Here is a 24942-nt window from a genome sequence, read left to right on the forward strand (position 1 = left end):
TGAGCGGGCTTAGCATAGTGGTAATGTCCTGGCTTCCCAAGCCAGTCAGACGGGTTCGATTCCCGTAGCCCGCTCCACCCTCAATCCCCAGAGCCCTTCAGGTCTTCCCCACTCGCGGACGCGTGACGTCTGTCGGGCCGTAGAGTGCGACAAGCAGCCCGAGGACGGCCAGGAGCACCACGCCGCCGAGCCAGATCAGCGTCGGGGCGAGCAGTTCGATCCGCCGGTCCACGCGGGCGCGCATCGGGAAGTTGGCGTCGTAGCGCACGGGCACCGCCGCGCCCACCGCGTACGGCGGACGCCCGTAGCTGGCAATGCTCCGGAACCTGATGCGGTCGCCAGTGGCCGTCTTGAACGTCACGAGCATGCGGAAGCGCGTCTGGACTTTCCACGCCTCGCGTTCGAACGGCTCGTGCGCCACCACCTCCCCCGTGGCGCGGGCGCCATGCAGCAGGAAAAATCTGTCGGTCTCGGTCAGCCGCCACCCCGCGACAAACAGGCCGACGGCCACCAGAATCAGGACCGTACCCACCGCGCTTCGCGCTCGTCCAGCCATCCGGTCGAGGATAGCAGGACCGGCGCATGGACGACCTGGAACGAAGCATGCATCGTTCAACTGCATTCCTGGGACCGGCGAGCGTCGATGCGAAGAAATGCGCTCCAGCCCTATACACTGTGTTCTGAATTCGAACACTCGTATGAAAGTGGACCGCCGTCAACGCTACTCACGGGAGCTGCTGCATGAACGGACGTGAGGCCGCGCCGCCCGCCCGGATTCTCCACGTCGACGACCAGCCCGAAACCCACGAGTGGCTGAAGCTGGCCCTCGAGCGCAAGCAGTTCCAGGTGACGGCGGTCACGAGCGGGCAGGCCGCGCTTGCCTCCTTCACCAGCCATCGGCCGGACGTCGTGCTGCTCGATCACCAGCTGCCGGACCAGAACGGGTTGGAGGTCCTGCGGCAATTCAAGAACGCGGATCCGCTCGTCGAGGTCGTGATGCTGACCGGTCATGGCAGCGTCTCGCTCGCTGTCGAAGCCATGCGCGAAGGCGCGTTCGGCTTCGTCGAGAAGCCCGTCGAGTTCGCCGTCCTCGACGCCGTACTCGACAAGGCGCTCGCCCACCGCGCGCTGCACGCCGAAGCGACTCGCCTGCGCCTCAACGCCGAGCGTCGTGAAGGGTTCACGCGTCTGGTAGGCACGTCGCCGACGATGAAGCGACTGTTCGACCTGATTCAGCTCGTGGCGCCCACCGACGCCTCGGTGCTGATCCGCGGTGAGAACGGTACCGGCAAGGAACTCGTCGCTGACGCCGTCCACGAGCGGAGTTCCCGCAGCCGCGGCCCAATCGTCAAGATCAACTGCGGCGCCATTCCGGGCGATCTGTTCGAGTCGGAACTGTTCGGGCACAAGCGCGGCGCCTTCACCGGCGCGCTCGCCGACAAGCGCGGACTCATCGAATCGGCCGACCACGGCACGCTGCTGCTCGACGAGATTGGCGAGATGCCCGCCAATGCCCAGGTGAAGCTGCTGCGCGTGCTGCAGGAGAAGCAGGTACGCCGCCTCGGCGACACGCACATGTCGGCGCCGGACTTCCGCCTGATCTGCGCCACCAACGCACGCCTCGAGACCCTCATGGCCGACAACAGGGTCCGCGAGGATCTCTACTTCCGCATCAATACCGTCGTGCTCGACATCCCCCCCTTGCGCGAGCGCCGCGAGGACATCCCCGTCCTCGCGCAGGTGTTCCTGCAGCGGTACGCCGAGAAGTACGAGCGCGACGTGGTGCGCTACCACCCGTCGGTGCTCCAGCGCCTCATGAAACACGTCTGGCGCGGCAACGTGCGTGAGCTCGAACACGTCGTCGAACACGCGGTGATCGTCGCGACGGGGCGCGACGTGCAGTTGCGCCACCTGCCCGAGTCTTTCCGCTCCGAGTCGACCGTCGACGACACCAGCCCGCTCTGTACGCTCGAAGACGTCGAACGCGCCGCCATCGTTCGCACGCTTGCCTACACGCGTGGCAACAAGCGCGCTGCGGCGGACATCCTCGGGGTCTACCGGCCGACACTCTACGCGAAGATGCGCAAGTACGGCCTCATGGCCGCTCAGGAGGAGCCGACACCGGCATGACTCAGGAGACCGGTCCTTCTTCGGGGGCCGACGATGCCACGCTCGACACGCTGGCCGTGCCGGTGCTGGTGTGGATGCCTGACGGCGGCGTGACGTTCGTCAACGAGGCTTGGTGCGGCGTCACGGGCACCACGCGTACGCAGAACCTCGGTGATGGCTGGCTCGGCGCCGTCCATCCTCAGGACCGCGACACCGTGTCGCACGTGCTCGCGCGGCCGGGCACCAGCGTGCTCGCGTACAGACTGCATCGTGATGGGCTCGCCGTCCCCGTGCTCGACACGGCTCGCGCGATCGCACGGGCGGACGGCAGCATCGCCGCCGTCGTGCACACCGTTGTGCCACGCGACATGTCGGCGCCGCAGGGGCAGTCCGTGGGCCGATGGGCACACGAGTTGCGGGGCCCGCTCAACGCCATTCTGGGGTGGGCGGATCTGCTGGCAGCCGGTGAAGCGGATCCCGCGATCCTGCAGAAAGGTCTGCAGGTGATCGCCAGCAATGCCCGTCGGCAGGCGGCGATCATCAAGCGCATGGCGGAGTGACGTTCGTCAGAGTGTGGGCGGCTTCAGCGTCATCTTGTCGATCACGCGCTTGACGCCCTTCGTCTCGCGTGCGTGCTTCAGGACGAGATCCCGTAGCGCTTCTGACGGCACGTCGCCGGTGATCGTCACCACGTTCTTCTTCACCTTCACGTCCACATCCACATCCTCGAGCGCATCGTCGGCGTTGATCTTCCCGGCGATCTTCGCCGTGATCCACGTCTCGTCGATCTTCGCGGGCGCATCGGAGACGACGTCCTTCGTCTTCTTCGCGCCCGTCACCACGGCATCTCTGGTGGCTTCGGCCGCCTTCTCCACGGCCTCACCCGTCTTTGCCGCCGCCTTCTTCGTGGCGTCCTTCACATCGCTCGCCGCGACCGAGCCCCTGGTGCCGTCCTTGTCTTTGTCCTTGTTCTCGTCGGATTGCGTCTGCTCCTGCGACTGCATGGCCGCGAGCGGGGTGGCGGCACCGGTGATGACCCATACGCCAAGTGCCACTGCCAGAGATGTCGAGTGGATACGATTCATGCTGCCTCCTGTGCCTCCGCCTTTCATTGTTCGATATCGATACAGTGTACGGCCTGCGAGTATGATCCTCGTCGATGCCAACGCGATCTGCAGCGTTCCCCTTCCGGCTGGCGGCCATCGACATCGACGACACGCTGGTAGGGCCGGACAAGCAGGTCAGTGCGACCAACCGTACCGCCATCGATCGGTTGCGCGCGGCGGGCTGCCGCGTGGTGCTGGCCTCCGGACGCGAACACCACAGCATGGCGGTGTACCAGCAGCGCCTCGGGCTCGACGACTTCGTGGTGGCCAACCAGGGCGCGCTCGTGGTGCAGCCGTCGAGCGGACAGCAGATTTGGCGCCGCCCCGTCGAGCCGGCACTGGCGGTCCAACTCCTCGCACGCGGCTTGGCCGAAGGGTTCGATGTGCTGATGGCCACCGACGAGGGCTTCGTTGCCACAGCGACGAGCCCATGGATCACACACAATCTCGCCGGGCGCGACGATACGCTCCGCATCACGGCACGCGATCTCCACGACGAGGCACGGCGCTCGCCCCTGAAGATTCTCTGGCATGGAGAAACGCCCGCCGTCTACGCGCTCGAGCGCGTGATGCGGCGCGAGCTCGCTACGCGCGCCGAAGTGGTCATCACCACACCGCACCTGCTCGAGTTCAACGCGCCTGACGCGACCAAGGCCACCGGCGTGGCTGCCGTGGCCTCGCACTACGGCATTGCGCAAACTGAAGTTCTCGCCTTCGGTGACAGCTACAACGACATGCCGCTCCTGCAGTGGGCAGGACTTGGCGTGGCGATGCCCCATGGACTCATCGAGGCACAGGCAGCGGCTGACCTGGTCGCACCTGAGGCCGACCCGTCGGACGCACTCGCCATTGCCATCGCCGCGCTGCTCGCCGGTCACCGCCATGCCTTCACCGCCGCGCCGCGACTCCAGACATCCGCGGACGGCAAAGGCCCGACGCCGTAAGGGCATCGGGCCTTCGAAGAATGGCTCCTTCTGATGGTGGACGGTGAAGGTCGCGCTGAAGAGCGAGGGCGCTTGACGTTGGCAGCCGCCGCGAGGCGTGTGAGCCTCAGTGTCTTCGGCACTCGCTCCCAGCGTGACCGGCAGATCCTCCGCACAGGTATCAGGGTGCGCAAGCGCTCACTGCTTCCCTGTGGGTCATGCGTTGTTCGGTGGCGTATCCTGGTCCATCGGCTCCTCGCGGAATGTCGCTGGTCCTGGTCCTCACGGAACGTCGTTGGCGATCATGCTGCCATCAGTGATGACAGCGTGGACAGTCGGGCCGTTGGTTCGGCTGGCACTGTGGTGAATCGCTTCCCCACGCGCCGTTATGTGAAAGGTGGATCCCCTTCAGCCATCGTCCTCCTGCTTTCTCCGAATCCACTCGGGGTGAAGCGGTGAACCGCGCTGTCTGATGTCACACTACGCCTCTCCAAAGGGCGTCGCAAGGGTCTGCCGCATCACGCGATGTACATATCGATCTACCACTCGCGCACGATCGTGTAGTCAGACGGCCGCCGCCTCTGGTGTAATGGACGCCCTGATGACCGCCTTCCGGCCCGCCGCGCCAGCGTTTGCGTCGAGCACTCGCCCTCGGTGGTCACCTATGTGCGCTCCGCTGCTGGCCGTCATCGTCGGGCTGTTCACGAGTCACGTCGCAGCAGCAGGGCAGGACCAACCGCCACAGGCCCCGCTCACGCGTGCGGCAGAGCTCGAAGCCGCGCGCCGCGCCAGGGCGGCGGACCTCGAACGTGCCCCAACGCCCAACACCGTCGAACGGGCATTCACCTACATCGAAGACACACGGATCGTAGGCAGGGTCTTCAATCCGACGCGAGGATGGTTCGCGCAGATCGGCGGAGCCGGTGAGGGGAACGGCTTCACCGTCGGCGGCGGGTATCGCCACCCCACGCCGCTCGGCGTCGTGTCGGCACGAGCCGTCGGATCGATCAGGCAGTCGTACCTCGCGAGCGTCGACGTGACGCGGACGTTCCTGCCCGGGGACGCGGCGTTCGTCACGGCCACCGTGACACGGCGGCACGAAGCGGCGCAACGGTTCTACGGCATGGGGCCCGATACCGCATACGCCGACAAGTCGAGCTTCGGGCTGTCTGCCACACAGGCCGACGTGGTGGCCGGAGTCCGCATCACGTCGTGGCTCACGGGAACCGCCGGCGTTGGTGTGCTGCAGCCGGACATCGCGCGAGCGTCGGAAGCCTCACGGGTCCCCCCCACCGTCGATCGCTTCACGGGAGCGCCTGGCGTGGACGTCCAGCCGACATACACGACGGCCCAGGCCGGCGTCATCGTGGACACGCGCGATGCCGGCAACGCGCGTCACGGAGGCCTGTATCAGGTGCACGTGCGGCGACTGGCCGATCGCGACCAAGGCGCGTACAGCTTCTCGGACACGCGCGTGGACCTGCAGCAGTTCATCCCGTTCTGGAACCGGAGCCGCGTCATCGCGCTGCGTGTCCTCGCCCAGCACACCGACGGCATCGGCCAGGCCCAGGTGCCGTTCTACCTGATGCCTTCGCTCGGCGGCGCGCGCAGCCTGCGCGGCTACGAGCGCCAGCGCTTCCGCGACCGCAGCGCACTCCTGTTCTCGGCCGAGTACCGCTACGAAATGAACCCGTTCCTGATGGGCGCCATCTTCTACGATGCAGGCCAGGTGGCGCCAGATTGGTCGGACTTCCGGTTCCGGCAGTTCCGCGACGACTTCGGCATCGGCCTGCGGTTCGGCTACTCCAACGCCGTGGCCTTGCGCGCGGACGTCGCCTTCGGTGGCGAGCGCGCCGCGCGTCTCATCCTCGGTTTCAGCAGCAGTTTCTGACCGGATCATGCCTGCCTCCCGTGTGTTCCCGTGGTTCCGCCCGGTGGCCGTGGCCATCGCCCTCGGAGCGGGACTGCTGGTTGCCGGAGCCAGCCAGGGGCTCGGCGGCTCCCTCGTGCACTTCTTCCCCGACGATCCGATCTGGGTGGACGCCGACATGGTCGCCGACGCCAGCGGTGTGAAGGAGCAGGATCTCAGTCAGACCTACGACTTCCTCGAGAACACCTTCGCGCTGCGGGGTGACGTGCGGGACGTGCGCGCGGTGAACGTCAACACGCTCGACGAAGTCCCCGATTCGAGCTGGTTCACCAACCGCATCGCCCATCACCCGCTCGACGATGAGACGCTCGTGCGCGGACCGAACTCACTGGCCGCGCTCCATGCCGACGCGTGGACGATCGTGGCCGGCAAGAACACGGGTCTGCAGCCAGGATTCCGCGCGATCATCACCGGCGCCAGCGACAGGCAGCTGTATCAAATCGAGTTCGACCCCCCGGGCCACCCGCAGCTGGCGACAGGTGCCGAGATGATCGGCACGCTGCTCTATCACGCGCTCGGGTACCACGTCGTCGAGAACTACATCGTCGAGGTGGACCCTGCGTCCCTGACGATCGACCCGAAGGCCACCTATCGCGACGCGGACGGCCGGCGGCAGCCCTTCACGCGCGAGACGCTCGATCGCGTGCTGCGCCGTGCCGCGCGAAATGCCGACGGCACGTACCGTGCGCTAGCCAGCCGCTTCGCGCCGGGCAGGCCCGCCGGGAACTTCCGCTACTACGGCACGCGCCATGACGATCCCAACGACATCCACCCACACGAACACCGCCGGGAACTGCGAGCCGCGCGCGTCTTCGCCGCCTGGGTGAACCACGACGACTCGCGCGCCAACAACACGCTCGACATGATCGAAGGTGACGGCGGACAGTCGGCGATTCGCCACTACATGTTCGACTTCGGGTCGATCATGGGTAGCGGCACCACAGCTCCCGACACGGCCCGGTCCGGCCGTGCCTATCTGCTCGACGTGCGCACCACATGGCGCATCCTCCGCTCGTTCGGCGTGTGGGCTCCCGAGTGGGCCCGCCGGCGCATCGCGCCGTTCCATCGGTCGGTTGGCCCGTTCACCGCCGACGGCTTCGATCCCGAGGCGTGGAAGGCCGAGTATCCGAACACCGCCTTCGTCAACATGCGCGACGACGATGCGTTCTGGGGCGCGCGGCGGGTGGCCGCATTCACCGACAGGCAGCTCCGATTGCTGGCCGAACAGGGCCGGTACGGCGATCCTGCGGCTACCGCCCAGGTCGCCGACGCGCTCATCGGCAGGCGCGACAGCATCGCGAAGACGTGGCTCGCACGCATCACGCCTCTCGTCTCGCCGACACTGGAACGCGATCGCTTACGCTTCGAGAACGCGGCGGTCGATGCGGGCGTCGCGACGCAGCCAGACACGTACGTGGTGCAGTGGTCACGCTTCGACAACGATTCCGGCACGCACGCGCCCGTCGGCCCGGCGCTCGAGGTCCAGGCGCCCGAAGCGCTCCTGCCTGACGTCCTCGCCGGCGCGGCGTTCGTCGCGGCGCGCGTGCACGCCGTCCATCCCCGGTATCCTCACTGGGTCAGACCCGTGACGTTCTACTTCCGTCGCGACGGCACGTCATGGACGCCCGTCGGCCTGGTCCGTCGATGACCGAACCTCGTACGCTCGTTTCCCACCCGGAACTACGGTCGCACCAGTCGTTCCCGCACTTCAGGACCATCGGCGAGGCGCCCCGGAGCGCGCTCGAACGCGTGTTGTCCTTCTTTGCCGACGTGCGGGCCGGCGAAGGCGGCTCGGTGCTCCTGCTCACCGTCACCGTCTTCCTGCTGCTGGCCAACTACTACCTGCTCAAGACCGCGCGCGAGTCGCTGATCCTCAGCATCGATCGAGGGGCCGAACTGAAGGCGTACTCCTCGGCCGCGCAGGCAGTCCTGTTGCTGGCCGTGGTGCCGGCCTACGGCTGGCTCGCCTCTCGCGTACCGCGCGTCCCGTTGATTGGCATCAGCACGGCCATCCTGGCGCTCAATCTCCTCGTCTTCGCAGCCTTTCATGCCGCGGGCACCATCGTCGCCGTGCCGTTCTACATCTGGCTCGGCATCTACAACGTCTTCACGGTGTCGCAGTTCTGGTCCTTCACGAACGACGTGTACACCGAAGGCCAGGGCCGACGGCTCTTCGCGTTCATCGGCGTCGGCATGTCGCTCGGCGCGTGGATCGGCGCCGAAGCGGCGGCCACGCTCGTCAAGCGCACGTCGGCCGATCCGGGCACGCTGATGATCGCCGCCGCCGTGATGCTGGCCGTCTGCTTCGGCCTCATCGTGATCGTGAACCGCCGTGAAGTGTCGAGGACGGATCCGATCGGGCAGCGTCAGAACGAGGAACCGATCGGCGGCCCAAACGGCTTCGCGCTGGTGTTCGGCGATCGCTATCTGCTGCTCATCGCGGGGCTCATGGTGCTGCTCAACGTGGTGAACAGCACCGGTGAGTTCCTGCTCGGGAAACTGGTGAGCACGCAGGCGATGGCGATGTTCGGCGGCGACGGGATGGCCGCCGAGCGACAGCGCTTCATCGGCGGGTTCTACGGGACGTTCTTCGGCAGGGTGAACCTGCTCGGATTCCTTCTGCAACTGTTCGTCACGTCGCGCCTGCTGCGGTACATGGGCGTGCGCGGGGCGCTGTTCGTCCTGCCGGTGATCGCGCTGCTCAACTACTCGGTCATCGTCGTCGCGCCGGTGCTCGCCGTGGTGTCCGTGTTGAAGGTGCTCGAGAACGCGACGGACTACTCCGTCCAGAACACCGTGAAGCAGGCGCTCTTCCTGCCCACGTCACGGGAAGCGAAGTACAAGGCCAAGGCCGCCATCGACACGTTCTTCATGCGCCTGGGCGACGTGATGCAGGCGGGAATCGTCGGCCTCGGGACGCGGCTCGGTGCGGGTGTCGGCGGCTTTGCCGCGTTCACCGTCGGTTTGTCGGTGGTGTGGCTGATGGTGGCAGGTCAGATTGCCCGGGAGCATCGTCGGCGGACGGTGTGACGAACGTCGCCGTGCGCGGAAGGTCCTGCGACCGCAGCAAGTCCGCCAGGGCTTCCGCGGTCGGACGCGGCTCGCGCGCGTGCGTGTTCCCGGGCTCCAGGATGTCCCACAACCGCAGGCGCACGCCTTCGGGCAGCACGCCCGTGAGGTACTCCAGCGCAAGTCCCCGCAGCATGGGGTCGTCGCTGTGCATGCCACGAAACGCGATCTTGAGCGGTTCGCGCGGCAACACCGTGACCAGCAGCGAGAAGACGTGCTCGAGGCTGCGATTGGCCCGTTCGCGCAACTGCTCGTCGAGGAACATCACCGCATCGGCGCTCTCGAACTGATCGAGCAGCCGGTGCCCGTTCCACACGGGTCGCGCCACCGACAACTCACGCTCGACCACCTGGTAGATCCGGAGGCTGTCGACCTGCAGCATCGGCTCGGCGACGAGCATGCGGTCCATCGCCCTGCTGCACTGGTAGCGCACTTCGAACCGGGGATCGGACAAGCCGAGAATCAGACCATCGAGCGCGCGCTGTGTCGGCACGCTCACGAGCACGCGCGGGATGCGCCGTCGAATGGCGAACTCCGTCCCCCCGTCGAGCAGGGCGTCGACGAGCAGTCCGACATGTCGATCCGCTGTCCGGTCCAGCGCTCTCCGGACGTGCGACGTCACATCGTCCCACGCCAGCAGTTCGAGCACCTGCGCGATGTGCATCGCCTCGAAGTGCGCCGCCGACTCCAGCGCCGCCAGTACGTGGGCGCGATTGCCCGATCGCAACTGCCGCAGCAGGTCGAGCGGCTCGTCGAGAAGTACCTGCACGGGCACGTGCTCGCGCGGCCCGGGCCTGACGTCTTCGAGTGCCACCGGCGGATCGACCACCGGAACGTCGAGCGTCAACAGCGTCGGGCCACCCATCTCCGTCACGGTGAGGAAGCCGTTGGCGGCCGCGTGGTCCACGAGTCGCTGCTCGATGCCTCGCAGGTACATGGCATCGAGCCGCTCGCCGAGCCAGATGCTTCCCGCCACCATCAGCAGCACGACGGCAAGCAACTCGTTCACCACGAAGGCGGGACCTGCGAGCAGGAGGAGTTGCACGATGCCGGCACCGAGTGCGTCGCCCGCGCGATCGCACGACACGTCGAGAAAGGCCTTCACGCGACGCTTCTCCGCCGGCGACATCGCGGAGAACAACAGTTCGTACCCGTTCCTGAAGACCGATCCGCGTAGCACGGACTCCGTCCCGCGTGCCAGCGCCACCGACGATATCGTCGGGAACAGGATCGAGATCGCCGCTCCGAGTCCGAGACCGGCAGGCAGCATCGTGACAGAACGTCCGACACCGAGTTGCCGCTGCAAGGGCGTGGCGACCACCGCCTGGAACGCGAACGTCACGACCTGCACGATCGTGTAGAAGAGCGCGAAGAACTGCAGCAGTTCTGCACCGCTGTATTCGGCAGCGGCCTTCGACTTCAACAGATAGTCGACGATGGCGGCGCTCGCGGTTCCAAGGACGACGAGCAGGGCGATGTCGCGGAGGTGAGGCGACGTCCGGAATATCTGCCATCCGAAGACTGGCTCCGGCGAAGGCGCGCTGCGACCGCGTTCCGGGATCGACGAACCGAGCGCACCCAGGCCGATGGCGCACGCCGCGTGCAGGCCTGCCAGCAGCAGGAGCGCCGCCTCCGCCGGTCCCCATGCCGCGATGCGCTCCACCGTCACGCCGCCGACGATGCCACCGAACGTGCCGGCAGACGCGATCCTGACGAACTGCTCGCGCGCCGTATGCGGATCGAAGAGCTCGCTCGTGAGCGACCAGAAACCCGAAAGCAGGAGCGCACCGAACGCGGCGACGTGGACGTACACCACGACGGCCGTGATCGCCCCGGCGTCGAGCCACATCCATTCGGCCACATGTGCCGCCGCGCTCACGGCGAATCCGAGCGGGACGATCCGACGCGGGCCCGCCCACGCCATCAAGTGGGAGTAGACGGGCACCGCGAGGACCGACAGCACGGCTGCCACCATCACCATCCGCGGCAGATCCGTCACGGGGAGCGACGCGAGGAAGAGCGCGTCGCGGACGGCCTTGCCCGCGACCTGGTGCGCGAGCATGACGGCCGACACCGCCATCACCATCCGCAGGAGTGAGCCAGTCTGCACTGCGGCTCAGCGTACCAGCACGTGCGAGGGGTGCAAGGGGGTGGTCTGCTCCAGCGTGGCTGGCGTGCGGTGCGACGAAGAGGGCGGCAGGTGCATCCGCCACCACGCATCGGCGTCCTCACCGCTCCAGTGCCACGCGTCGACACACGCGTCGAGCATCCGGATGAGCGCCCGGGCACTGGCCGGACGTTCCTCCGGCTTCTTCGCGAGGCACTGCAACACCACACGCTCGAGGTCAGCAGCGATCGGCAACTCCGTCCGCTCGGAGGGAGGCGTCGGCACCTTCTGCACGTGCGCGACGGCGAGCGCGGTAGGACTCGTCTCATTGAAGACCAGGGAGCCCGTCAGCAGGAAGTACGCCACGCATCCGAGCGTGTAGAGATCGGCGCGACCGTCGATCCGCTCTTCACCCATCGCAATCTCTGGCGCGATGTAACCCGGCGTGCCCGCCGACACGCCGTCGACGGTGAGGTGCGTGAGGTCTTCGACCTGCGTCGGCTTCACGAGCCCGAAGTCGAGCACCTTCACGAAGTCGTGCTGCAGGGCCACCTTGCACGCCATGATGTTGGACGGCTTGAGGTCGCGATGCACGAGGCCTCGTGCGTGCGCTTCTTCGAGCGACAGGCACACCTGGCGCATCAGGTGAATCACCCGTGACCCCGGCTGCGGACCGAAGACCTGCACGAGCTTCTGCAGACTGACGCCGTCGAGCAGTTCCATCACGAAGTAGAAGTGCCCGTCGCGCGACGTACCGAAGTCGTACAGATAGACCGTGTGCGGGCTCTGCAGATCCGCCGTGACGCGCGCTTCGCGCTCGAAACGCCGCATGGCCACGTCGGCCTGCCGCGCCGACGCGTCGTGCATCAGCTCCGGCCTGATGATCTTGATCGCGGCTTCGCGCGCGAGCATCTTGTGACGCGCGCGCCACACCTCACCCATGCCCCCGCGCCCGATGAGCGACTCCAGGTGGTAGCTGCCGAGGTCCTGTGCCTTCTGCGCGGCGACTTCCATGCCTTGGACGCGCCGGGCGATGAGGTACGCCCAGAGTGCGGCCGCATACGGCATCACCAGCCACGCGAGCAGTCTGTTGATCGGCAGCGGCTGCAGGTCCAGGCGGCCCTGGTTGATGGCGTACGCCACCGGCCACATCGTGGCCGCCAGGAGCGCCACGCACAGAGTGACCGCCGGCCTGTTCGGCACGAGCAGTCCGACGATGATGATCCAGACCGCCAGGTTGGAGCCGCCCCGCACGAACGCCGTCGAGTCGAAGGGCACGGTGGTTTCGATCGTGGCGATCGAGAAAGCCACCACGACCTCGAAGACCATCCCCAGTCGCAGGATGGTCAGCGCGGGGACGACGCGGTAGTGCTGGAGCGCGATGATGCCCGCCGCCAGCAGGACGTTGGCCAGCAGCGCCAGCGCGTTCACCGGGTCCTGCTGGATGGCGACGGCCTCCGGCTGGAGCGCACGCTGGAGGAAGTACGACAGGACCGTCGTCACCGCCGCCATGAGCGACACCCAGCCGAGCCGTCGCGATGCCTGATCGACGAGGCGTGGCGACAGCGGCGCGGCGGTGTCGTCTGCGCGACACGTCACCTGTCCCGGTGTGGAGGAGCGAGCGAGATCCTGCATCATGGGTTCCGGCGCATGAGCAAGTGAACACTTGCGCGCCGCTCAGACATACGTACGGAAGGAGCCCGGAGTTCGACCAGCGGTGACACGTCCGGTTCCCCTTCCAGCAAGAACGTCTGATGGACCGGCCTCGAACAGCACAGACCGGCCGGACACTCCCTCAGCGACCGCCGAGGTACTTGCCCATCATTCCAGCCAGATCGTCCATGACAGAGCCGTCGCCATCGGCGTCGAGCATCGGCGTGAGCATGTCGAGGAGGCCACCGCCGCCAGGCGCCGCGGCCTGCCCCAGCGGAGAGCCCCCGGGCGCCGCGCCCTTGGCCATCGCGCCCATCACCAGGCTCGCCACGATCGGCAGCAGCGCCTTGAGCACGTCCGGGCCGATGCCCGTCTGCGCCGACGCGCGTGCCGCCACTTCCCGGCTGACGTCCTTGCTCCCGAAGATCTGACCGAGGATGGCGTTGCCGTCTGTCACCGTCGATGCCTGCCCCAGTCGAGACAGCATGTCGAGCGGTCCGGCCGACGCTCCGCCGCCGGCAATCGTGCCAATCAGGCTCTCCAGACCTCCGGACCCGGACGCGCTCCGCCGGAAGCCGGCAGCCACCGTGGGCAGCAGCGCTTCGAGCGCCGACGTGGTCTGTGCGGAGTCGAGGCCGAGTTGACGGCCGATCTGGTCGACGGCGGCGCCATTGCCGGCGCCGAGAAGTTGTTCGAGCATACCCATGGTGACGTGACTCCCTCGACGAGCCCCCACACGCACCGTGCGCGGAGGCGGGACATCCGATCAGCCGATCACGAAGAGACCGATCACGAAGACACCGGTGAGCACGAGGAAGAGTGCCACCCAGAGCAACGCGACGTAACGTTCCTGCTCTGGCCGCGGTTCCGTGATGCCGACCGTTCCGTGCACCACGCGCATGAGGCGCACGAGAAGGTCGAGCATCCTCATACTGAGTACCACGAACCACGGCTGAGCGCATCCCACGCCGGTACCGATCCACCGTAGGAGCGACGCATGCCTCGCCCCTGCACCGACGCAGTCTCAGAGCGTGTAGGGCTTCCTGAATCGCCGGGACAGGTACTTGTTGGCGTCGTTGTCGCCCACGAAGCGCTCCCGCTGGTCGTCCCACATGAGCCGTCGCCCGGTCCTGTAGGCGATGTTGGACAGCAACCCGAGCTTGGTGAGCCGGTGTCCGTAGCGCACGTTGCAGGTCGTATCGACGTTGCGCGACCGGATGGCGTCGAGGAACTCGCGCAGGTGGCCCGGTGAGTCGGGGACCGTCTGAGCCGGCCGCGGGAAGTCCTGCACGAGTTTCCCCTTCACCCACACTTCGTTCGAGCCGTAGTTGGTGACGAGCGTGGCCTCGGTCCCCTCGAACACGCAGCCGATCCCGCCCATGTGCGTGAAGCCGGCCGGGGGCGCCGGGCGCAGACTGAACGACACGAGCAGGCGCTCGTACTCGAGCATCGCGTCGAGCGTGTCTGGCGTCTCCGTCGTGTCCGTGTTGAAGAATCGACCGCCCATCGCCGAGACGGACCGCGGCGCGCCGAGGTCGAGCGCCCAGACCGCCACGTCCATGATGTGGCACCAGAAATCGATGAACGTGCCGCCCGAGTAGTCCCAGAAGTTGCGGAACGTCCGATGCGACCGCAGCGGGGTGTATGGACGCGCCGGCGCGGGGCCCAGCCAGAAGTCGTAGTCGAGTTCGGCGGGCTTTGACGCCGGCTCCTCGTTGGTGAGCGGCCTGTCCCAGGTCCGCCAGCACTGCACGCGTGTGATGCGTCCGAGCGATCCGGACTGCACGAGTTCCACGACGTTGCGGTAGTTGCGCCCCGTGTTGTGGATGTGATTGCCCATCTGCGTCACGCGGGCGTAACGCGACGAGGCATCCGCCATGGCCCGCCCCTCCGCCACGCTGTAGGACAGCGGCTTCTCGACGAAGACGTCCTTTCCGGCCTCCATGGCCCGGACGGCGGCGATCGCATGCCAGTGATCGGGCGTCTGGATCGCCACGGCGTCCACGTTCTTGTCCAGTAGCACTCGCCGGAAATCGCCCTCCCCTCTCGGCGCGTATCCCAGCGTGGTCTGCACGCGCGCGATCGCGGCGTCGCGATGGCGGCCATCCACGTCGCAGATGGCGGCAATGCGCACGCCGGGCTCCTTCATGAACTCGGTGAGCCGACCGGTCCCCATGCCGCCGACCCCGATGAGGGCCAGGCGGATCTGGTCGCTCGGCGCAACGGGCTGCGCGAACGCCGGGCGATGAATGACCGACGCGAGCCCCGCGGCGGTGGCACCGAGAAAGACGCGACGCGTGACGACAGGACGGGATGGGGATTCCACGATGGTACGAACCTCTCGGAGTCGCGTCGGTCGCCTGGCATCAGGCACGGAGAACGAACATCGCCGCGGCTCGGGCGAATTGTGGTGAGCCGTTGGACATGTGTCAATCGTGAATCACGGCGTCGTCCTCACGCGCGCGGCACGACTGACGGCGACATAGCGGCTCACGGCTCACGAAAGCTCGAAGGTGAAAGACGGCTATCGTCATCGAAGATCGGGCCGCCATGCTGTTCAATGCCTGCCGGTTGCCGATTCCACGCTTGACGGAGTGGGATCGCAGCGGTCCCATCAGGAGGACATCGTGAGTCCGTATTCGCCGGATCTGTTCGAGGCATTCGTTCGTGCTGGCCGTCAAGGGTTGTCGGTCGCGGAGATCGTCGCGATCGGCGGGCTCGTTGACGGCCTGCGCCTGCCCGGCCATGTCGTTGACTACGACGCCCGACGCGAGCGATTCATCTTGCGGCGTCCACCGTCACCGTTCACACGCGGACTCGCCCTCGGTCTCGGCCTGGGAATCCGCCTCGGGATCGGTGGCACGTCATGGCCGTCGTGACCGCCTGACGGCCTCACGCGCTCGTCGCGACCCACCAGCCAGACCCGCCGGTCTTCCTGACCCGGCAGTCCGACGCTGCGGGTCGGCAGATGGTGCTTCCGATGGACCAGTGGCCCGCTTTCCGCTGGAGCGACGCGTTCGCTCCGTCTACAACTCGCCGCGGTTCGCCAGGCGCACGAAGGCCTCCAGTGTCACGACGCGGACGAGCCCGGCATGGATCAAGTGCTCAGCCAATGCGCCCGACGTGAAGTAATCTCGGAGCGTCCATCCATCGCCCCCGAGCACCAGATAAGCGCGCGCGGCGCGCAGGTTGCGCACGCAGTCGGCCAGGCACATGACCTCGAACGGCACCTTCTGCTCCGCCGTGCCGCCCACCTGCTGCCACTTCATGGAGATGATGATTTCGATGCCATCCTTGTTGGCAGCGGCATCGACTCGATGCCGACGCCCGCCTGGTCTCACTCCAACGTCGACCTGCGTGCGATAGGCGTACCCGCCTCGCGTGAGGGCGGGCTGGATCATCGCCTCGAGTACGGCTCCCGTCGATGTGCCGCCACGTTGGGACGGCATCAGAGATTCCGCGTCGCGATCACTTCGCGCGCGGGTGTCCGATCGCCTGTACAGCTGATGCGACGAGGTGCAGCTACGGACGTCAGGGCATATCCGAGGTCGCGATAGAGCTGTTCGATCCGCGGCGTCGCTTGATTGACAAGGATCACAGGGCCACTGTGCCTTGCGAGCCAGGCAGCGGTCCGCTCTTGATCGTTCCAGCAGAACCCACCGCGCGAATACGCCGTGAAGTCGACGTCGTACGGTGGGTCGGCATAGACGAAGTCGTCGTCGCGGAGTGCGATCGCCTCGAAATCGCCCGTCGTGAACACCCAGGACGAAAGCGTGTCCCTGTACGCGACGAAGTCTCGAGCGTAGCCGATCGTCTTGTACCGCCCGAACGGGACGTTGAACATGCCGCGGGCGTTGAAGCGGCAGAGGCCGTTGTAACCCGTGCGGTTCAAGTAGTAGAACAGAGCGGCGCCTTCCTGGCTGGCGTGCTTCCCTGCCTGAACAAGCGCGTTGAACCTGTCACGGTTGGCGTAATACGTCGCCTCATCGTTACGCATTGTCACGCCAGTGGGGCGCAGTCCGCGCTGCAACCAGCGATAGAAGTTGATGAGGTGTGGATTCGCGTCGTTGAGCAGCGCACGCGCGGGCTCCAAACCCAGCGCAACGGCCAATCCGCCGCAGAAGGGCTCGACGAGTCGACGGTGCTGATGCCGCAGCCAGAGAGGACGGAGGTGCGGCACCTGCCAGCGCTTGCCGCCTGCCCACTTCAGAGGCGGAGTCAACGCGTCGATGAGCTCGGCGCTGGACATGTCGCGGACAGTCTATCCGAGAGCAAGACTGCCCCCGTTCCAGGCTGTTGAAGGTGATTGGTCGGGATGGCGAGATTCGAACTCGCGACCCCCTGAACCCCATTGAGATATCCATGCGTTTCAGGCCGTTTCATCGGCAGACCAGAGCCGTCACAAAACCCTTGAAATTTAAGCACTTTGTGCACTTTCGTGGTACTCTGCGTTTCGTCTCGTGTCGTGGATCGGTGTTAGCCCGGTGTTAGCCCGAAAGCCCGGCTCGGCTCCCCTGATGGAGATTCAGCGATGCCTTCATGGACGACACGCACCCTCGCCGCGCTGCCCCCCAGAGCCACGCGCTACACCGTCAACGACCCCGACTGTCCCGGGCTGACGCTCCGGGTCTCCCCGACGGGACACAAGGTGTGGCTCGTCATCTACCGCCCTGGTGGGCGGGCCGCGCGGCAGAAGTGGTACACGCTCGGCGCATTCGGGGGCGACGGCGCGATCGGGCTCGCCGAGGCACGGAAGCGGGCGCGGGCGCTCCAACAGCAGGTGGCTGACGGGGGCGATCCCGTCGAGGACAAGAAGGCCGCCCGCGAGGTCGCGACCCGAGAGACGTTCGGCGCGCTCGCCGACCTGTTCATTGAGCGCCACGCGAAGAAGGTGAAGCGAACGTGGGTGGAAGACGTTCGCATCCTGAACAAGGACCTGCTGCCACGCTGGCGCGACACGCCCGTGCGCCAGCTCACCCGGCGCGACATCCGCGAGCACCTGGACGTGATCGCCGATCGCGCCCCCATCGCGGCCAATCGCGTCCTCGCGCTGTTGAGCACGATCCTGAACTTCGGCGTCGATCGCGAATGGCTCGACAACAACCCGGCGTACCGGCTGAAGAAGCCTGGGGAGGAACGGTCTCGTGAGCGCGTGCTGACCGATGCCGAGATCCGCCAGCTGTGGCAGGCGCTCGACACGTCCGAAGCCGCCTACCGCACAATCGCCGACGCCCCGCGCGACGACGGCCGGCGCTCCCGCGTCACCACGGCCCGTTTGGGCGACGAGACGCCCCTGCTTCGCCCGATGCTGGCCGATTGGTTACGGCTGCGGTTGTTGAGCGCGCAGCGCGGCGGCGAAGTGATCCAGATGCGTTGGACAGACATCACGAAGGTGGATCGACGCCGGGTCTGGACGATCCCGGCCGACGTCGCCAAGAACGGGCGCGCGCACAGTGTGCCGTTGAGTGCGGCGGCGGTGGCTATCCTCGCGCGGCGTCGGCGCGCCGTCGATCGCGCAGTCGCGTGGGTCTTCCCGAATGACCTGAATCGCGGCGCCGCCACCGACCGCGCGAAGAAGGTGCACCTGTCGACGTTCCTCGCGGGCGCCGAGGATGTCCGCGGGCACGACCTGCGCCGGACCGCGGCCAGTGGCCTGGCGCGTCTCGGCGTCTCGCGCGAGACCATCGCGCACGTCCTCAATCACGTCGACCGCGGCCCGAAGTCCACGAAGGTGTACGACCGCTTCGACCGCCTGCCGGAGAAGCGGCGTGCCCTGGATGCGTGGGCACGTAACGTGGACCGCATCGTCACCGGCGCAACGGCGCCGAAGGTGGTTCCGTTTGGCCGATAGCGGCTGGGTAAGCGACCACACCCGGAAACTCACGGCCGCGGAGCGCCGCGAGCTGCTCGATCGGTTCGGGATCGAGCGTGCGCACGCCACGCGGATCGAGGTCGTGCTCACACGCTACCAGCGGATGACGGCCCAGGCCCGCTCTCGGCCCAGCACTGATGCGATCCGCAAGGATCTGGCCCGCGTCGCGCGAGCCGTTCAGGTCTTGGCGCGCGTCCTCGAGGAAACCGAGGACGTCCTCGAGGACGTGTGGACGGAGCCGTTCACCTGGCCTGGGCACACCGCCGAAGTCGCGGTGTCCCCGTACGACCTGCAACCCCTTCGCGAGTTGCTGAGCGAAGTAGAGACGCAGGCGTGGATGCGCACTGAACAACTGATGTGGGTCCGCCGCGACGGCCGTCCAACCAAGAGCGAAGTGTGGTGGTTCATTGACGAGCTGTCGGCGATCTACGCTGATGCGACCGAGATCGCTCCCACGACACCGGCGGAGGTCGCAGACGCCAAGCGTGAGCGGCTCGCCTTCCTGCGTACTACGGCTGCACTCGTGGGCCTGACGCTTCCAACAAGCCTGCGGATACACAAGCCTCGGTAGCTGCGGACGAAAACTCCCCTCTCCGTAGGGGGAGTTTTCGTCACGTGCCGCGTGCGGGTCTGTGATGCTCAGCGTCGCATGGCGAAGGCACACAAGAAATCCAAAAATTACCGACCTGGCGACGATGCCCGCGCGAAGAAGCGCGTCATCCCTGACGACCCCTTCGCGCTCCTCACGGGACCGGAGGTCCGGTATCTGATTGGCGGCGTGTCGCGTACAACGCTGTATCGCTGGCTGCGTAGTGGCCGGTTCCCGGCGCCGGATCGGCATCTCGCCGGCATGCGACCCACGTGGTTGCGGCGCACGATCGATGCGTGGGGCACACAGCCGCGGCCGACCGACGCTGACCTCTCAGCCTGCTGAGCATCTGTAAATGACGATCGCGCGGATCTTTCACCAGCCGCCCTCGACGCTTCCACCGGACGACGGCCGCATCCTCAGCCTCCCCGACGTGATGAGACTTACCGGGCTCTCGCGGAGTTCGATCTCCCGCCTCGTGCGGGCCAGACACTTCCCCGCTTCGATTCGTCTCCCGGCGGGCGCAATCGGATTCCGCGCGGCGGCAGTGTCTTCCTGGCTGGCCAGTCGGCCGGCGTCGCGTTGAGCCGCGCATGGAGTGGGCGAGGTTGTACACCGTGGCGACGCTGCGTGCTATGCGGTCGCTGACGCTCGAACAACAAGGCCTCGCGCTGCAGGTGCTCCTGCTCGTGGCGCGTGACGAGGACGAGACGTTCTTGGATGACATCCCCGCACTTTCGCAGGAGATCAGGCCTCGAATTCGCACGGATCGTCTGCGGAACTTGTGGCAACACGTCGGTCCAGTTGTCGCCGAACTCCTCATTGAACTGCGCCACGACCGCAACCGTTTCGTCAACAAGTCCGCGAAAAACAGGGCAAATGCGAAGGTTCGATGGTCAAGTCTGAATGCGAACGCAGATGCGAACGCAGATGCAGAAGAGAAGAGAGAGATCAGAGAAAGAACAGATCCCCCCCTTCCCCCCGCTCACGCGGTGGGCGTTGGCGTGGGTGCGCCCTGCGACGTGCTCCGTGCGCCAGGCACGCGCGCGCACCCGCTGGACGAGGACCAAGCGACGGCCACCGCGAACGATGCCGCCCGGCATCGGGCAACGCGTTGGCTCGAGCGGTTCACCGTCACGCACCAGACCCGGTGCGGGTCTCCGTTTGTCGGCAAGCCTTCACGCGATTTCGAAGCGGCCATCCGCCTGGTCACGGCGTACGCCGAAGACGCGGCACTCGATGCGTTGACCGACACTTACCTGTCGAAACCGGCCGCGTACGACGATGGCAAGCCAAAGACACCGGGGCGTCTGGCGCTCCTGGCCCCGCAATTGGCCGTACAGCGAGCGACGGCCGTCCAGTCGCGGTTTGGTGGGTGGGGGGACGGCTGCTCACACGAACCTCGATGCGGGCAGCGATCGGCGTGCCTGCTGCGCCAAGCCAAGGCCGTCGCGGCAGGCACGCTCGACCTGTCGCGGGTTGACGCCTCAATGCGCGAAGAGGTGGAGCGTGCAGCGACGGCGTATGCGCGACCCGAACCCGGATCGCCGACCTCGAGGCCGGCCGCGTCAAGCGATCCCGGTGGCTCGGCCTGTGTCGACGATGAGCGCTGGCCCTCTCGTGTCGCGCACCTGATCGGGCCGGACATCGGCGCCGAGCTCGAACCCGTGCGTATGCGGCGGGTCGCCGGAGGCGCGCCATGTGTCAGCTGACGCCGACGAAACTCTTGGGGTGTGGGCCGAGACGAGGAGCGCTAGCGCCGCCGCGTAGCACGAAGGCCGATCACCGTGCCGACAGCGAGTGTGACAAGCCAGCACAGGCTCACCACGGGAAGCAGCAAGACGACGGTCTCCACGGGCGAAGGCTAGCACGCATGCCTCGCCCACCGCGCGCTGCCCCCCGGGCCTACGGACGGTGCTGTGCGGCGATGCCAGTCGCACCACGACGAACAAGGGCGGTGCCCTCGTGATTGCCACTCTCGTTTGTGGTCCGCCGTGCGCCGGCAAGAACCACTACGTGGAGCACCGGAGACGCGCCGGCGATCTCGTTGTCGATGTGGACCAGCTCTACGCAGCTTTCGGCGGCGCGAGTAGCCATGACCAGCCACCGCCGCTGAAGCCCTTCGTGTTCGCCGCGCGCGATGCCGTTCTCGCGCACCTGTGGTCCAACGGGTACAACGGCGGCGCTGTCTGGATCATCAGTTCGGCACCGACGTCGGTATTGCGTGAGCCTCTGCGCGATCGCGGATGTCGAGTCGTGATGGTGATCGCTGAAGCCGCGATGCTCTATCGACGCGCCGACCAGGAGCGACCGTCCTCCTGGCGCGAGTACATCGACCGATGGTTGCTCGCCTACGACGCACTCGACGTCGACGAGATCGTTTACACCGGCAACGTCGATGTGCTGCCAGGCAACCGAGTCTGGCGCACCCGAGACGCCGGCTCCAACTGTGCGCGCGGGCCGTCGCGCCGGCGAGGGGTAGGCCCCTGTGAAAAGTCTGGACCGATCGCGCGTCCGGACCGCCTCCGGTGCCCTTCTGCGCGTGTGGTCAGGTCAAAAACATTCCGTCCCCACCCGAAGGGAACTCATCCATGAACAACGAGAAACCGATGTCGCCGAACATGCCCGCCGCTCCGGCCGATGCCGTCGGCGTCGCGATCGTCTCCATCCTGCTGAACGCCCTGAAGGATCTGGGGCGATGCGCACTCGCGCGCGCCCAGTCCGCCGCCGCCGGCGGCGCGCCGACAGCCGCGCCCGCGACAGTGCCGCCGCTTCGCCTGGTCATCGATGAGCGCGCGGACGTCGTTGCGCTGGCCATCCTCGATGAGGACGGTCGCCAGCTCCAGCAGGTGGGCTGGCAGATCGGGAAGGTGCGCGCGCTCATGCAGGACGTTGAAGCCCTGCGCCTGGCGGAACTACTGCCGCCACAGGCGCTGCAGTAGGCGGGGACTCACCAGTTTCACCCGCGCGGGGAGGCGGCCGGCCTCATCGCGCGTCCGGATTCGCTGCGGGATGCTGCGATCTGGTCTCAGGCGCAGACGTGCGGGAGGCCCGTTCCCTGGGTGCACCACCAGACCATTGGCACGCCGGCCGTGCACGACGAATGAGAGAGGACCATCAGATGACGACACAGAACGTGACAGAGGCCATTGCCGCCCTGGGAACCGGCTTCACCGATTTCAAGGCGCAGCAGGCGAGTAGGGTCCGAGCCTTGGACGACCGGCTGGATACGCTCAGCGTGCAGGTCCAGGACGTTCAGCACAGGCAGGCACGCCTCGGGGTCGGCGATGCGCTCGAGGGAACGCGCGACGGCCGGAGCGGACCGCCCTGGTTCGATGCGAAGGCGCTGACCGGCAGCGGCAGCGGCGGCTATCTGCTACCCGAGGCGCACTGGAACCGTTTCATCGATCGGATGCGACCGCAGTCGGTCCTGATCGAGTCGGGCATCCGATTGATTCGAACCGAGGCCACGACGCTGCGCTTGCCGGCCGTCCTCACGGATCCGGCCGCCGTCTGGCGCGGGGAAATGGAGTCCCTCGCCGGCGCCGCTCCCACCTACGGCCATGTGAGCGCGTATCCGAAGAAGCTCGCGGCCTACGTGGTGGCCTCGCGCGAGCTCTTCGAGGACAGTGACCCGGCGCTTGGTGCCCTGCTCGAGGTGCAGATGGGCCAGGCGCTGGCCCTCGGCCTCGACAAGGCCGCGTTCCAGGCGCAGAGCGAGAACAACGCCAACGCGCCGGTGCGGTTGGCTGCCGTGGCGGGGATTCAGACGGCGCCGGTGGCCACCGATGGTGCCGCGCCGACCACCATGACGTGGTTCCACACGGCCTGGTCCAAGTACGTGACCGCCAACGGCAACCTCCGGACCGCGGCGATCTACATGCACCCGCGGGATTGGAGCACCTTGCTGACCATCCCGGAGGCCTCCGGTTCGAACGTGCCGCTGCTGTATCACGAGGCGAAGCTCAGCACCGGGCCGATGCGCTCGCTGCTCGGCGTGCCCGTGTACCTCACCTCGCAGATTCCGACCACCGAGGTGCAGGGGACCAGCGATGCGGTCTGCTCGAGCGCGTATCTCGTGGACACGAGCCAGGTGGCGTTCGTGATGCGGCAGGACGTCCGGATCGAACTGGATCACAGCCGGCACTTCGATGTGGACGCGATCGGTATCCGGGCAACCTTGCGGGCGGACCTGATCGTGCTCAACAGCGCGGGCATCGTCCACATCCCGGGCTTCAAGGCCGCCTGACACCCTTGAGTCGACGATCTGGCGGGTGGCTCCCTCGCCGGCGTTGGCTCACCGCCCAGGGCTCTCGTGCCGCAGTCCTCCCGGCTGCGACATGGGAGCCCGGGCACTTCACGTCGCACGCGTGCGCCGGCGGCCGAGGCGCCCGCCGGGGCTGGGAACGCGTGCACCACGGTCGCCGGGCTGCATCCCCACTCCCGCAGCCGCGGCGACCTCGCCGCATCCGCTCCGAGGCGAGAAGGCCTCGGGGCGGGGGCGAGTTTGACAGCTGTATTACATGAACATACAGTAATGCACATGTCACCTCAAGACCGGACCATCTCCCTCCGATTCGATGCCGAGGTTCTGGCAGTGCTTGAAGACAACCGCCAGCGGTTCGGTGTGCCCGTGTCAGAGCAGATCAGGCGTGCGGTCGCCGACTGGCTGGAACGTGGAGGAGTCCTGGCTGGTGTCGCCGGCGTCCAGCGCCCACGCCCACCCGCCAGCAAGCCGCCGACGACGCGTCCGCGGACGAGCACGCGCAAGCGGTCCTGAGGTTGGTTGCGCCTGACACTACTGGAGAGCCCACGCCATGACACTGAGACTCCTCGACGCACCGGCGGCCGCCGGCGCGGTCGTCCCGTTACCGGCGCCTCGCCCGCGAGCGCGCCGACTCTATCAGGCCTGTCTCGATGCCTACTGGGCGACGGACGCGTTCCTGAAGGCGCATCGGCAACTCTGGGATCCGGTCGCGTACCGCCACCTCGATGACCTGCGGCAGGAGGAGTTCTTTGCCGTCGGGACCTTCAAGGACTACCACGACGGCCGGGAGACTCGCGTCACCAAGCAGTTACGTGATCTCCTGAGCGGGAGCGTCATCCTCGAGCCGGCCGCCAGGCAGCGCGCCTGCGAGCTGCTCGACGGCCCCCGCGGCCGCGATGGGATGTTGCTGTCGCGCCAGGAGGCCGAACTCGTCGGGGCGTACCGGCGGCTCGATCCGGATCTTCAGGCGGCGCTTCGGCTGATCGCGAAGACGGGTGCACAGCCAGCCGCCGCCAGCGGTGCGATTCCCGCTGTCGTCGCAGACGAGGGCGTCAGCTGAGGCCGCGCCATGATCCGCGAACTGGCGTCTCACCCATCGGCCTACGTCACGGTCCGCGAGCTGGCGGTGTACCTGTCGGTCAGTCGTCGCCAGGTGCGCAAGTGGATGGACGCCGAGGCGCTCGTCGTCGTGTCCGTCGGGCCGCGGCAGGCGCGCATCACGCGTGAGTCGGCGCAGCGTCTGGAACGTCAGCTCACCTCGTGGCCACCACAAGCGTTGCAGTAGCGGCAGTCCTCGCACCCACGCGATCGCGCGTC

27 protein-coding genes and 1 tRNA gene are annotated in these 24942 nt (G+C 67.1%); 19 read left to right on the forward strand and 9 right to left on the reverse strand.

What is annotated here, in order from left to right:
• Positions 1 to 3: 3 nt before the first annotated feature.
• Positions 4 to 77, forward strand: a tRNA-Gly gene (locus tag IT182_03715).
• A gap of 20 nt (positions 78 to 97) precedes the next feature.
• On the opposite strand, the gene IT182_03720 is transcribed toward IT182_03715, so the two are convergent.
• Positions 98 to 532 carry a DUF3592 domain-containing protein gene (locus IT182_03720; protein ID MCC6162439.1) on the reverse strand — a complete coding sequence of 145 codons (435 nt, stop codon included), beginning with the start codon at positions 530 to 532 and terminating at the stop codon, positions 98 to 100.
• A 209-nt stretch (positions 533 to 741) separates the two neighbouring features.
• Between IT182_03720 and IT182_03725 the strand changes: the two genes are divergently transcribed.
• The gene (locus IT182_03725; GenBank protein ID MCC6162440.1) at positions 742 to 2130 is read left to right on the forward strand and encodes a sigma-54-dependent Fis family transcriptional regulator; all 1389 of its coding nucleotides are present in this window, start codon (positions 742 to 744) and stop codon (positions 2128 to 2130) included.
• Positions 2127 to 2669: a PAS domain-containing protein gene (locus IT182_03730; GenBank protein ID MCC6162441.1), complete on the forward strand. Its 543-nt coding sequence runs from the start codon at positions 2127 to 2129 to the stop codon at positions 2667 to 2669. The genes IT182_03725 and IT182_03730 overlap by 4 nt, the downstream gene beginning before the upstream one ends.
• 6 nt (positions 2670 to 2675) lie before the next feature.
• Here IT182_03730 and IT182_03735 read toward each other — a convergent pair whose 3' ends face one another.
• On the reverse strand, positions 2676 to 3194 hold the full coding sequence (locus IT182_03735) for a BON domain-containing protein (protein MCC6162442.1): 519 nt from the start codon (positions 3192 to 3194) through the stop codon (positions 2676 to 2678).
• Positions 3195 to 3268: 74 nt separating this feature from the next.
• On the opposite strand from IT182_03735, the gene IT182_03740 reads away from it, so the two are divergent.
• The 4 genes from IT182_03740 (at position 3269) to IT182_03755 (ending at position 9098) form a co-directional block, all read left to right on the forward strand.
• The gene (locus IT182_03740; GenBank protein MCC6162443.1) at positions 3269 to 4159 is read left to right on the forward strand and encodes a Cof-type HAD-IIB family hydrolase; all 891 of its coding nucleotides are present in this window, start codon (positions 3269 to 3271) and stop codon (positions 4157 to 4159) included.
• 643 nt (positions 4160 to 4802) lie between these two features.
• Positions 4803 to 6029, forward strand: a complete 1227-nt coding sequence (locus IT182_03745; GenBank protein MCC6162444.1) for a BamA/TamA family outer membrane protein — start codon at positions 4803 to 4805, stop codon at positions 6027 to 6029.
• Positions 6030 to 6036: 7 nt separating this feature from the next.
• Positions 6037 to 7716, forward strand: a complete 1680-nt coding sequence (locus tag IT182_03750; protein ID MCC6162445.1) for a hypothetical protein — start codon at positions 6037 to 6039, stop codon at positions 7714 to 7716.
• Positions 7713 to 9098, forward strand: a complete 1386-nt coding sequence (locus IT182_03755) for a translocase (protein ID MCC6162446.1) — start codon at positions 7713 to 7715, stop codon at positions 9096 to 9098. The genes IT182_03750 and IT182_03755 overlap by 4 nt, the downstream gene beginning before the upstream one ends.
• Here the strand turns inward: IT182_03755 and IT182_03760 are convergent.
• From IT182_03760 to IT182_03780, 5 genes are all read right to left on the reverse strand, one after another.
• A complete protein-coding gene (locus tag IT182_03760; GenBank protein MCC6162447.1) occupies positions 9022 to 11247 on the reverse strand; it encodes a hypothetical protein in 2226 nt (741 codons plus the stop codon). The two genes, IT182_03755 and IT182_03760, sit on opposite strands and share 77 nt — an antisense overlap.
• Positions 11248 to 11253: 6 nt before the next feature.
• Positions 11254 to 12882: a serine/threonine protein kinase gene (locus tag IT182_03765; protein ID MCC6162448.1), complete on the reverse strand. Its 1629-nt coding sequence runs from the start codon at positions 12880 to 12882 to the stop codon at positions 11254 to 11256.
• A gap of 157 nt (positions 12883 to 13039) precedes the next feature.
• Complete coding sequence (locus IT182_03770; protein ID MCC6162449.1) at positions 13040 to 13597, reverse strand: DUF937 domain-containing protein; 558 nt, start codon at positions 13595 to 13597, stop codon at positions 13040 to 13042.
• A gap of 66 nt (positions 13598 to 13663) precedes the next feature.
• A complete protein-coding gene (locus IT182_03775; GenBank protein ID MCC6162450.1) occupies positions 13664 to 13822 on the reverse strand; it encodes a hypothetical protein in 159 nt (52 codons plus the stop codon).
• Between the two features lie 99 nt (positions 13823 to 13921).
• Positions 13922 to 15223, reverse strand: coding sequence for a Gfo/Idh/MocA family oxidoreductase (locus tag IT182_03780; GenBank protein ID MCC6162451.1), 1302 nt, complete (start codon positions 15221 to 15223; stop codon positions 13922 to 13924).
• 301 nt (positions 15224 to 15524) lie between these two features.
• On the opposite strand from IT182_03780, the gene IT182_03785 reads away from it, so the two are divergent.
• Complete coding sequence (locus IT182_03785; GenBank protein ID MCC6162452.1) at positions 15525 to 15776, forward strand: hypothetical protein; 252 nt, start codon at positions 15525 to 15527, stop codon at positions 15774 to 15776.
• Positions 15777 to 15923: 147 nt separating this feature from the next.
• On the opposite strand, the gene IT182_03790 is transcribed toward IT182_03785, so the two are convergent.
• Positions 15924 to 16298, reverse strand: coding sequence for a hypothetical protein (locus IT182_03790; GenBank protein MCC6162453.1), 375 nt, complete (start codon positions 16296 to 16298; stop codon positions 15924 to 15926).
• A 47-nt stretch (positions 16299 to 16345) separates the two neighbouring features.
• Positions 16346 to 17146: a Dam family site-specific DNA-(adenine-N6)-methyltransferase gene (locus IT182_03795; GenBank protein MCC6162454.1), complete on the reverse strand. Its 801-nt coding sequence runs from the start codon at positions 17144 to 17146 to the stop codon at positions 16346 to 16348.
• 282 nt (positions 17147 to 17428) lie between these two features.
• On the opposite strand from IT182_03795, the gene IT182_03800 reads away from it, so the two are divergent.
• The 11 genes from IT182_03800 (at position 17429) to IT182_03850 (ending at position 24910) form a co-directional block, all read left to right on the forward strand.
• A complete protein-coding gene (locus tag IT182_03800; GenBank protein MCC6162455.1) occupies positions 17429 to 18748 on the forward strand; it encodes an integrase arm-type DNA-binding domain-containing protein in 1320 nt (439 codons plus the stop codon).
• Positions 18738 to 19340, forward strand: coding sequence for a hypothetical protein (locus IT182_03805; protein ID MCC6162456.1), 603 nt, complete (start codon positions 18738 to 18740; stop codon positions 19338 to 19340). The genes IT182_03800 and IT182_03805 overlap by 11 nt, the downstream gene beginning before the upstream one ends.
• A gap of 78 nt (positions 19341 to 19418) precedes the next feature.
• Positions 19419 to 19703, forward strand: coding sequence for an AlpA family phage regulatory protein (locus tag IT182_03810; GenBank protein ID MCC6162457.1), 285 nt, complete (start codon positions 19419 to 19421; stop codon positions 19701 to 19703).
• A 10-nt stretch (positions 19704 to 19713) separates the two neighbouring features.
• A complete protein-coding gene (locus IT182_03815; GenBank protein MCC6162458.1) occupies positions 19714 to 19944 on the forward strand; it encodes an AlpA family phage regulatory protein in 231 nt (76 codons plus the stop codon).
• A 31-nt stretch (positions 19945 to 19975) separates the two neighbouring features.
• Positions 19976 to 21070 (forward strand): hypothetical protein, encoded by a 1095-nt coding sequence (locus IT182_03820; GenBank protein ID MCC6162459.1) that lies wholly within the window; start codon positions 19976 to 19978, stop codon positions 21068 to 21070.
• Positions 21071 to 21323: 253 nt separating this feature from the next.
• Positions 21324 to 21953, forward strand: a complete 630-nt coding sequence (locus IT182_03825) for a hypothetical protein (GenBank protein MCC6162460.1) — start codon at positions 21324 to 21326, stop codon at positions 21951 to 21953.
• Complete coding sequence (locus IT182_03830; protein MCC6162461.1) at positions 21950 to 22300, forward strand: hypothetical protein; 351 nt, start codon at positions 21950 to 21952, stop codon at positions 22298 to 22300. Before IT182_03825 ends, IT182_03830 begins: the two co-directional genes overlap by 4 nt.
• 179 nt (positions 22301 to 22479) lie before the next feature.
• Positions 22480 to 23607, forward strand: coding sequence for a phage major capsid protein (locus IT182_03835; GenBank protein ID MCC6162462.1), 1128 nt, complete (start codon positions 22480 to 22482; stop codon positions 23605 to 23607).
• Between the two features lie 294 nt (positions 23608 to 23901).
• The gene (locus IT182_03840) at positions 23902 to 24138 is read left to right on the forward strand and encodes a hypothetical protein (GenBank protein ID MCC6162463.1); all 237 of its coding nucleotides are present in this window, start codon (positions 23902 to 23904) and stop codon (positions 24136 to 24138) included.
• Positions 24139 to 24175: 37 nt separating this feature from the next.
• Complete coding sequence (locus IT182_03845; protein ID MCC6162464.1) at positions 24176 to 24685, forward strand: hypothetical protein; 510 nt, start codon at positions 24176 to 24178, stop codon at positions 24683 to 24685.
• Between the two features lie 9 nt (positions 24686 to 24694).
• Positions 24695 to 24910 carry an excisionase family DNA-binding protein gene (locus IT182_03850; GenBank protein ID MCC6162465.1) on the forward strand — a complete coding sequence of 72 codons (216 nt, stop codon included), beginning with the start codon at positions 24695 to 24697 and terminating at the stop codon, positions 24908 to 24910.
• The last annotated feature ends 32 nt before the right edge of the window (positions 24911 to 24942 follow it).

This window comes from Acidobacteriota bacterium (assembly GCA_020845575.1).
Taxonomy (GTDB): domain Bacteria; phylum Acidobacteriota; class Vicinamibacteria; order Vicinamibacterales; family Vicinamibacteraceae; genus Luteitalea.

Excerpts from the sequence above, each read along its gene's own strand:
- IT182_03750 (MCC6162445.1), top strand. The coding sequence starts at position 6,037 with ATGCCTGCCTCCCGTGTGTTCCCGTGGTTCCGCCCGGTGGCCGTGGCC.
- IT182_03795 (MCC6162454.1), bottom strand. The coding sequence starts at position 17,146 with ATGTCCAGCGCCGAGCTCATCGACGCGTTGACTCCGCCTCTGAAGTGG.
- IT182_03730 (MCC6162441.1), top strand. The coding sequence starts at position 2,127 with ATGACTCAGGAGACCGGTCCTTCTTCGGGGGCCGACGATGCCACGCTC.
- IT182_03735 (MCC6162442.1), bottom strand. The coding sequence starts at position 3,194 with ATGAATCGTATCCACTCGACATCTCTGGCAGTGGCACTTGGCGTATGG.
- IT182_03770 (MCC6162449.1), bottom strand. The coding sequence starts at position 13,597 with ATGCTCGAACAACTTCTCGGCGCCGGCAATGGCGCCGCCGTCGACCAG.
- IT182_03745 (MCC6162444.1), top strand. The coding sequence starts at position 4,803 with ATGTGCGCTCCGCTGCTGGCCGTCATCGTCGGGCTGTTCACGAGTCAC.
- IT182_03810 (MCC6162457.1), top strand. The coding sequence starts at position 19,419 with ATGGCGAAGGCACACAAGAAATCCAAAAATTACCGACCTGGCGACGAT.
- IT182_03840 (MCC6162463.1), top strand. The coding sequence starts at position 23,902 with ATGTCACCTCAAGACCGGACCATCTCCCTCCGATTCGATGCCGAGGTT.
- IT182_03830 (MCC6162461.1), top strand. The coding sequence starts at position 21,950 with ATGAACAACGAGAAACCGATGTCGCCGAACATGCCCGCCGCTCCGGCC.
- IT182_03790 (MCC6162453.1), bottom strand. The coding sequence starts at position 16,298 with ATGATCCAGCCCGCCCTCACGCGAGGCGGGTACGCCTATCGCACGCAG.
- IT182_03800 (MCC6162455.1), top strand. The coding sequence starts at position 17,429 with ATGCCTTCATGGACGACACGCACCCTCGCCGCGCTGCCCCCCAGAGCC.
- IT182_03835 (MCC6162462.1), top strand. The coding sequence starts at position 22,480 with ATGACGACACAGAACGTGACAGAGGCCATTGCCGCCCTGGGAACCGGC.
- IT182_03755 (MCC6162446.1), top strand. The coding sequence starts at position 7,713 with ATGACCGAACCTCGTACGCTCGTTTCCCACCCGGAACTACGGTCGCAC.
- IT182_03740 (MCC6162443.1), top strand. The coding sequence starts at position 3,269 with ATGCCAACGCGATCTGCAGCGTTCCCCTTCCGGCTGGCGGCCATCGAC.
- IT182_03815 (MCC6162458.1), top strand. The coding sequence starts at position 19,714 with ATGACGATCGCGCGGATCTTTCACCAGCCGCCCTCGACGCTTCCACCG.
- IT182_03850 (MCC6162465.1), top strand. The coding sequence starts at position 24,695 with ATGATCCGCGAACTGGCGTCTCACCCATCGGCCTACGTCACGGTCCGC.
- IT182_03775 (MCC6162450.1), bottom strand. The coding sequence starts at position 13,822 with ATGCTCGACCTTCTCGTGCGCCTCATGCGCGTGGTGCACGGAACGGTC.
- IT182_03765 (MCC6162448.1), bottom strand. The coding sequence starts at position 12,882 with ATGATGCAGGATCTCGCTCGCTCCTCCACACCGGGACAGGTGACGTGT.
- IT182_03845 (MCC6162464.1), top strand. The coding sequence starts at position 24,176 with ATGACACTGAGACTCCTCGACGCACCGGCGGCCGCCGGCGCGGTCGTC.
- IT182_03725 (MCC6162440.1), top strand. The coding sequence starts at position 742 with ATGAACGGACGTGAGGCCGCGCCGCCCGCCCGGATTCTCCACGTCGAC.